The 8036-nt window shown below is 59.1% G+C and carries 5 protein-coding genes and 1 pseudogene; 3 read left to right on the top strand and 3 right to left on the bottom strand.

The window, feature by feature from the left end; genetic code table 11:
• The first annotated feature begins 301 nt into the window (after positions 1-301).
• From RXV88_RS22695 to RXV88_RS22685, 3 genes are all read left to right on the top strand, one after another.
• Positions 302-556, top strand: coding sequence for a hypothetical protein (locus RXV88_RS22695; RefSeq protein ID WP_316295959.1), 255 nt, complete (start codon positions 302-304; stop codon positions 554-556).
• Between the two features lie 174 nt (positions 557-730).
• A complete protein-coding gene (locus tag RXV88_RS22690) occupies positions 731-1969 on the top strand; it encodes an exonuclease SbcCD subunit D (RefSeq protein ID WP_316295957.1) in 1239 nt (412 codons plus the stop codon).
• The gene (locus RXV88_RS22685; RefSeq protein WP_316295956.1) at positions 1966-5415 is read left to right on the top strand and encodes an AAA family ATPase; all 3450 of its coding nucleotides are present in this window, start codon (positions 1966-1968) and stop codon (positions 5413-5415) included. The genes RXV88_RS22690 and RXV88_RS22685 overlap by 4 nt, the downstream gene beginning before the upstream one ends.
• A 235-nt stretch (positions 5416-5650) precedes the next feature.
• Here RXV88_RS22685 and RXV88_RS22680 read toward each other — a convergent pair whose 3' ends face one another.
• From RXV88_RS22680 to RXV88_RS22670, 3 genes and pseudogenes are all read right to left on the bottom strand, one after another.
• A complete protein-coding gene (locus tag RXV88_RS22680) occupies positions 5651-6355 on the bottom strand; it encodes an IS6 family transposase (protein ID WP_316295955.1) in 705 nt (234 codons plus the stop codon).
• 337 nt (positions 6356-6692) lie between these two features.
• Positions 6693-7535: a class I SAM-dependent methyltransferase gene (locus RXV88_RS22675; RefSeq protein ID WP_316295954.1), complete on the bottom strand. Its 843-nt coding sequence runs from the start codon at positions 7533-7535 to the stop codon at positions 6693-6695.
• Positions 7536-7725: 190 nt separating this feature from the next.
• A pseudogene (locus RXV88_RS22670) lies at positions 7726-8036 on the bottom strand (hypothetical protein); the annotation flags it as partial.

Genomic DNA, 8036 nt, shown 5'->3' with positions numbered 1-8036 from the left:
GCTTGTTCATACAACGCGTCTAACGGCATGGATTCACGAAGTGAATCCTTCGCCGACAGACTTTTGCAACAACGCCGCTACGAGGCCGCCCTGCCCGTCTCAACCGGAATCCTTCTGACAAACCCGTGTCCAGTGCTTCAGGGAGGACCGTATCGTCTGGACCCGCGTCCATGTGCGGAGCGGCAAGCGCGCCATCAGCTTCAAGATGGACGCTGTTCACGCCACGCGCCACGTCTTGCAACGCCGTTTAGAACGGACTGATTGCCCGCTACGCGATTTTCTCAGCGATATGGATACAGCCATGCTGCGCGCGCTGGCTCGGCTTGCCAAGGGAAACGTCCTGACCGAACGGGAGGACCAGTACCTGCCCGCGCGCAGCGGTGTCTGGGCGGGCGGCACCGAGGAGGTCTGCGCCGATCCAGCTTGGGGCCCGGCCTTTCGCCATGGCGCACCAATGGAAGTCTTCGCAATTCGGACCTTCCTCGGGGAGAATGAGATGCGCCCCACTGTCTGGCTGGGGTGGTCCAAGGCCCAGTCCGCACCCAAGGCTGCCTGAGTCCTATGTATGTGTGTTGGCAGCGTGATTCGATCGTAACTCAGCTCAGGGTGTGTTGGGTTTATCGCATGGCTAATGAGCGATTCGTGCTTCGAGGCCGAAAGACTCTGAAAAGAGTTAACTGGAGCCGATATCGCACAGCACTCGGTAGCACGAATTTACGGGAGAGAGTATTTGATCAAGATTTTGCATACCGCCGATGTCCATCTCGACTCGCCGCTGACGTCTCTGGCGCTCCGAGATGAAGGTTTGCGTGCAGGCATCCAAGCTGCGACGCGGTCAGCCTTCACTCGGGTGATTGATGCTGCGCTGAACGAGGGCGTCACAGCCCTTCTAATCGCCGGTGACCTTTACGACGGCGCGCAGCGCAGCGCGAAAACTGCAGCCTTTCTGGCAGGGCAGTTTGAAAGACTGCAGGCTGCCAAGATCCCAGTGTTCTACATCAAGGGCAATCATGATGCCGAAAACCCGATCACTGGCCAAGTCGCACTCCCCGACAACGTCCATGTCTTCGATGGGCGGGGCGGCAAGGTGCAACTGCCAGACTTGGATGTCTGGGTCCACGGTGTGAGCTTCAACGGGAGACACGCCCCAGACAGCCTGCTCGGCAAGTTCGATGCGCCGGTTGCCGGTGCGGTCAACATTGCGATGCTGCACACATCTCTGGCTGGAGCCGCAGGTCACGACAATTACGCGCCTTGTTCCGTCTCCGAACTTGCCACTCTCGGCTTCGACTACTGGGCGCTCGGCCATGTCCACAAACGGCAAGTGCATAGCGAAGCGCCATGGGTCGTCATGCCCGGCATCCCCCAGGGCCGTGATATTGGCGAGGCGGGTCCCAAGTCCACCACCCTGTTGACGATCGAAGATGGGGAGATTGCCGTCGAGGAAGTTCCAACCTCTGTTGTAACTTTTCTCAACCACAACATCGATGTGTCCGGTGCCGAAAATGATGACGAGATCCGCCAGCGGATTAGACACAGCCTCCATGCTCCAATCGAGGGACTACGACCTGACGACGATGCAATTTTGCGTCTGACACTTTCGGGGCAAACAGCACGGCATTGGCATGTCCTGCGTGACCGGGACATTTGGACTGAAACCGTCTCGCAAATGGCCGAAGAAACCGGTCGGCTTTGGATCGAGAAACTCAGCTTCGTGCTCGAGGCGCCTGCCACAGCAGTCGAAACTAGTGCCACGGAAGAGCTTGGCAGGCTTATGGAGCAGATCGCGGCCGAAGAGGGGTTTGCAGCGCAGGCGCTGGCCGAGGTCGACGAGGTGCTATCGCAACTTCCGTCGGCTCGGCGTGCCGAGCTCATGTCCGATGCGGAGGCGCTCTCTGCCCTGACAACGGAGCTGGCCGAGGCCGGATCCGAACATCTCTTTGCCCTCATGAAGGGAGCTTCGGAATGACAAGGCTAAGACAGCTCGATCTGGAACTCTTCGGCGGGTTTACCGGCAAGCAATTTGATTTCGGGCCGCGGCGGGACCCCGGCACTCCGGACTTCCATGTGATCTATGGGCCGAATGAGGCCGGCAAGACTACGACGATGGAGGGCTATCTCCGGCTTCTCTATGGGTTCCCGCATCGTGAACCTTACGATTTCCTGCACCAGCGCAAGAACCTCCGGGTTTCTGGGCTGCTGGATATCGACGGAAATGAAACGGCCTTCACGCGGCTTCCGACCCGCGATCCGTCGCTCCGCGATGCTCATGGTCAGGAATTGCCCAACAGCGCGCTGCAGGCGCATCTCGGCGGCCTGTCCGAGGAAGACTACAGGAACCTTCTTTGTCTGGACGATCTGACGATCGAAAAGGGGGGCGAGGAAATCACCCGGGCCAAGGGTGACATCGGGCGCCTCCTGTTTTCTGCAGCGGCCGGGATCAGCGAGCTCTCCGATGTTCTCGACAGTGTACAGTCGGAAGCTGACGGTCTCTATCGCAAGCGCGCGAGCACGACCCGGCTCGCAGGTCTGAAAAAAGAGCATGCCGAGGTCGAGAAGCAAATCCGGGAGCTCGATGTTTCAGCTTCGCAATATCGCGGCCTCAAGAAGGCGGCCGACGATGCCCTGCTCGAGGAAGCTCAGGTTTCCGAACGTCGCAAAGACTTGTTCGCGGCGAAAGCTCAGTTGGACGCCAGGATCAAGTCGTTGCCATTGCTTAGCGAGATCGATGCGCTTGACGAAAAGCTTGCGGATTTCGCCGCCTGGCCTGTGCAGTTGGATGTCGACCCTGAAGACTTGGTGCGGATGCTCGCCGAACAGACCACGGCTCAGCGCGATGTCACGAACCACGGCGATGAGCTCGAAGTGTTGCGTTCGGACTTGGCGGCGATCGAGTACCATCCCGAGCATCTCGCGCTGACGCAGGAATTGGAGGACCTGGACGACTTGAGAAGCCGGTACGCGACGGCCGACCTGGATCTGGACCGGCGTCATAAGGCACTCGAACAAGTTCTCGCAGATATGGGCCGGGCGTCCCAGGATCTTGGTGCCCCCGCCGGTATCGACCCGAAGGATCTGGTACTGTCCTCGGCCGCCTTGTCGGAGCTTGAGCAGGCCCGCGAGCGCATGCGGGATGCGGAAGCCGCCGTCAAACGTGAGCAGGACGAGGTGGCAGCCATCGACGACAAGATCGATGCCGCCAAGGAGCACCTGGGCACCCTTGAGGCCCAATCCTGTATCACTGTCGATTTGGCCGCGGTCTTTGAGCGTTTTGATATCGATACGCTTTCCGCGCGCCATGCGGCGGCGTCAGAGACTTTGAAGACGGCACGTCGCAACCGGCGGGCTGCGTTGGATGCGCTTACCACCAAAGGACAGAGCTTCGACACTCTGCCGACCAGTCCTCTGACATTGGAAGAGGCCGAAACTCTGCTCGACGATTTGCAGAATGCTAGAAAGAGACACGAGGTCGCCGCCGAGGATTTGGAGAATATTCGTGCCGAGATCGCGGAGCGCAGCGCACGGATCGCTCGGATCAAGGCGGTGGACGGACTGATTGATGATGACGAGGCGCGCAACATTCGCACGGGCCGCGACGATCTCTGGAAGGCGCACAGAGCCAGTCTGACCGACCAAACCGCAAATGCCTTCGAAGTTGAAATGGGGCGCGTCGACAGTGCCATGGATCTTCGCCTCTCACAGGCGGCCGATATCGGGACACTGCGCCAGCATGAACAGGATCTAGCGGCTGCGAAAGCCAGGTTGAAAACGGTGGAGCAACAGGTCGAAACGCTGGATCAAGCACGCAATACCGTGTTGGAGCGATTGGCGGGAGCGGCAACCGAAGCTGGTATTGGATGCTTAATTTCGCCGGAATTCTTCGTGAATTGGCTGCGCAAGCTCAATCTTGCGGTGCAAGCTGATGGCGAGCTTCGCCGAATTCAGGATGAGCACCAGGAAACGTTTCAAAAGGCGAACCGGTTGGTCGAGGTGCTCTCGGAACACATCCGTCGGGATGCGCCAGAGTTTGATGAACTTGTCGCCGTAGCAAAAACCAATCTCACGGCCCAGCGCACCCATCAGGAAAACCTGCGAAGCGCCAAAGCGCGAATTGACGAGCTGACGCGCGACCAAACGAAACGCGCTGACAAACTTTCTGGCATCCAAGAGGTAGCCGCTGCGGCCCGCGGCGACTGGGCCTCGCGTGTCACCAGGGCTTTTCCGCAAGGCCTAGATGCCTGCTTGCTCGAGGCCTCTCTTCAACCTCTCCGGGATCTGCGTGAAAGTGACAAGGAGCGCGTTGCGCTGGAGCGCCAGGTCTCGGCTATGGAAGATGACCAGATCCAGTTTGCCGAGAAAGTGCAGGCGTTGGCGCAGCGGGTCGGTGTCGTTACGACAGCGTCGCCTCTGGATAACTACGACGCATTGGCGGATTTGGCGAAGCATGCGGTTGATGCAGACAATAAGGAGCGTGAGCTGAACGAACGGATCAAGGCACATGAAAAGTCTATGGCTGAGGCCCAAAAAGTCCTGGAAGATATCGACCTCGCGGTTGCTGAGCTGGCACGTGTGTTTCCGGAGAGCGTCGACACTAGTTCTCTCGGCGCTCTACGCCAAGCTGTCAGCACGGCTTCGAATGTCATCGCTGATCGCGCCAAGCGTGCGGAGCTTGAGCGCTCGCTGACGTCACATCTCGAACTGGACCGCCTCGAGAACGCACGCGCCGTCTTGGCGGAGGCCACACAAACCGGATTACTGGCTGAACTGGACGAGGTCAGCGCCGATCTGGAAGGCATTGAAATTCGCTATAAGAGCACGATCGAGGCGCGGACCTCTGCCGAGCAAGAATTGCGTGCCATCGGCGGGGATGCGGATGTCGTGCTCCTGGTCGAGAGAAAGACGACGTTAGAACTCGAAATGCAGGAAGCGGCACTCCGGCATTTGGAACTAAGTCTTGGCCACCGCCTCGCAGAAACCGCGATCAGGCGTTATCGTGATGCACATCGCAGCGCAATGATGCGGGCCACCGAAACGGCCTTCGCAGAGCTGACGAACGGTGCCTATTCCAAGCTGCAAACCCAGATCGACGGAGCATCGGAAACCCTGTTGGCCTTGGACGCCAGCGGCATGGCAAAACAGGCGCAGGACATGTCCAAAGGCACCCGTTTCCAGCTGTATCTCGCCCTGCGCGCTGCGGCATACGAGCAATTGGCGGATCAGGGGGCATCGCTTCCGTTCTTTTGCGACGATATCTTCGAGACCTTCGACGAGGACAGAACACGATCAGCCTGTCGCGTCATGGAGCGGGTCGGCAGGCGCGGACAGGCGATCTATCTCACGCATCATCAGCATGTCGTCGATATCGCGCGTGAGGTCTGCGGAGAGGGGGTGCAAATCCATAGCATCGCGGAATAGCGTCGGGCCCTTAGACCCGAAGTACATCATTTCCCGCGGGCAAAGATTATTCAGCCGCCGAGCTACTGCAAGCGGAGCCACACATATCCAGCTAACACCTAGTCCTGCGAATTATTTCCGGTCTGCTTCGAGCCCAAGCTCCGGATCAAGGCGGCGAAGTTCCCGGCCGTAAAAAGCCTCGATGGTGCTGCCAGACGGATTCGAACCCGTCTCCACAAGGACAGTAGGACTGCCCTTATACCGCGCCAAGTTCGCGCCACTCGGCGAGAGCGGCGGCGCGGTTCCTCTTGAAAATGGCTCTGGACGTGAGATTGCGATCGGAGTTGAAATGGTTGGAAACTGAGGCGTGGACAGCGGCGAATTTCTGAAGACTTCGCATCCGCCGAAACCGGAGCATCGCCCGCTCCCGTCGTCGGAATGGTAGGTGCGAGTTCTCCGCCCTGTTGTTGAGCCAGCGACCCGTCTCCTGCCGATCGTCAGCTCCGAGTTCTTTCAGAGCAGCTCCATATGACCGCAGCTTGTCCGTCACGATGACCTCGGGCTGACCGTGTTTCCGCATTGCTTTCTTGAGGAATTTCAACGCCGCCCTCTTGTCACGCGTCTTCGTGACGAAGCTCTCAAGAACCTCCCCTTCGTGATCGACGGCCCGCCAAAGATAATGACGCTCGCCGTTAATCTTCACGAAGATCTCATCGAGGTGCCAACGCCAGCGGCTCGATTTCATGCCTTCGATCCGGCGCTTCCGGATCTCGGAGGCAAACATCGGGCCGAACCTGTACCACCAATATCGAACCGTCTCGTGGCTGATCTCGACGCCACGTTCATGCAGCAGATCTTCTACATTCCTGAGCGACAGAGAGAAACGGACGTACAGCATCACCGCCAGGCGGATGATTTCCGGGCTGCTGTGAAAGCCCTTGAACGGGTCAGGTTTGGTCATGTTCCGACGCTACGAGGCCGCCCTGCCCGTCTCAACCGGAATCCTTCTGACAACACCGGTGGCTCCTCTCTATCGCAGATTCTGACACCTGCACTATGGCGCATTGCGACGCCGGGGAGCGGGAGCCATCCACCCCATCTGCTGTCCGCACTTCGCGACTGATGCTGCGCCGTTGCGCAATGACGGTATTGGGCTCTGAGCCGTCGTTCGCTGCGCCGTATCCCAAGGTCTGCGTACGACCAGAGCAGTTATTGTCGCCGGTAGGCCTGAGCGACCGGATCGCGGACAAAGCTGATGCTCAGCGTTCAATCCCGGATGACAGCTTTCCGAGACCGGTTCATCGCGAACAAGCGAACAGATTGACCACGGCCGGAACCCGCACCACACCCCCTTCGTCGAAACTCTCGAAGGCGGCCCTCACCGCGCTTTCAATCGCCAGCTCGTCATCTTCGGTTCCCTTGTGTGCTTTCATGATCCGAGCCGCGGGACCGACCTTGCTGGCAGCACGCGCTGCGCCGGCAACCCCATCGGGCGGTGTAAGCATAAACTCTACTGGACGCGCCTCGATATTGGAGAGGCCCGCCTGAAACATCAGATCGGCTACTCGATCACAATCCTGAAATGCGGTTGGTCCTGGTGCGGCAGGGTCCCCTTTCGGAAGCGATCCCAGCCTCTGTTCCGCCGCACATGCTGGAACCGAGAACCAGGGGTTCTCGGCCACCGATGCCCAGCAAACAAACACCATTCTGCCATTCTCGTTCAGTGCCTTAGACAGATTCCCAAGGGCGGCGACGGTATCGGAAAAGAAGCTCATGCCCAATCTCGACACCAGAAGATCGAAGGGCCGGCGGGAAAAGTCATGTGTTTGGGCATCGGCCAACAGGAAAGAGGCATTCTGTATGCCTTCCTCCTTAGCCCTGCCGGCGGCGCGTGCAAGAAGTGGCTCGGAGATGTCCACCCCAAGCCCTATGCCGTCCGGAACGCGTCGGGAAGCTTCAAGGGTGCTTGCTCCGGTTCCACATCCTATGTCGATGATACAGTCCGTTGATACGATGTCAGCGGTATCGAGCATCATGTCCAACATACCGGCCATCGCGGTATCCAGAGCATGCTCGTGTTCAAGCCATTTCAGGCCCGCCGGGGAAGCCCAATACTCTGCCTGCGCCTTGTTTGCGACCATGAAATGCGATCCCTGTTTTGATCAGTTTAGCAGTCATTCATGGATCGCGCAGAATATTGTAGAATGGGCTCGGTCTAGCCATTCGCTGCGGTCCGCATGAGTGTCTGGATCGCCGCGATAAGGGGACATCTGATCGTTCCTGTCAGATGTCTCCCGGGTCTACAAAGTGGACTGTGGACCTGCTCCCAGCTTAGCCCCAAGGCCCGTCGCGCCCTGCCCGGGGGGCCGCTGACCGATCACGACGCGGGGTTCCATGGCCCTGCGCCAGTTCCTGCAAGGCCGCCACCCTGTTCTCCGTACTCGGGTGGGTGGCGAACAGGTTGTCATAACCATGCGCATGGAGCGGGTTGATGATGAACATGTGCGCCGTTCCCGGGTTGCGCTCGGCGACGTGGTTGTCGATCCGCCCGGCAAGCGCTTCGATGGGTGCTGCCAGACGGATTCGAACCCGTCTCCACAAGGACAGTAGGACTTCCCTTATACCGCGCCAAGTTCGCGCCA

Origin of the sequence: Aestuariicoccus sp. MJ-SS9 (assembly GCF_032586235.1) — a bacterium.
GTDB lineage: Bacteria > Pseudomonadota > Alphaproteobacteria > Rhodobacterales > Rhodobacteraceae > Aestuariicoccus.
Note: the sequence above shows the minus strand (reverse complement) of the source record. Positions and strands in the feature narration are given on the sequence as shown.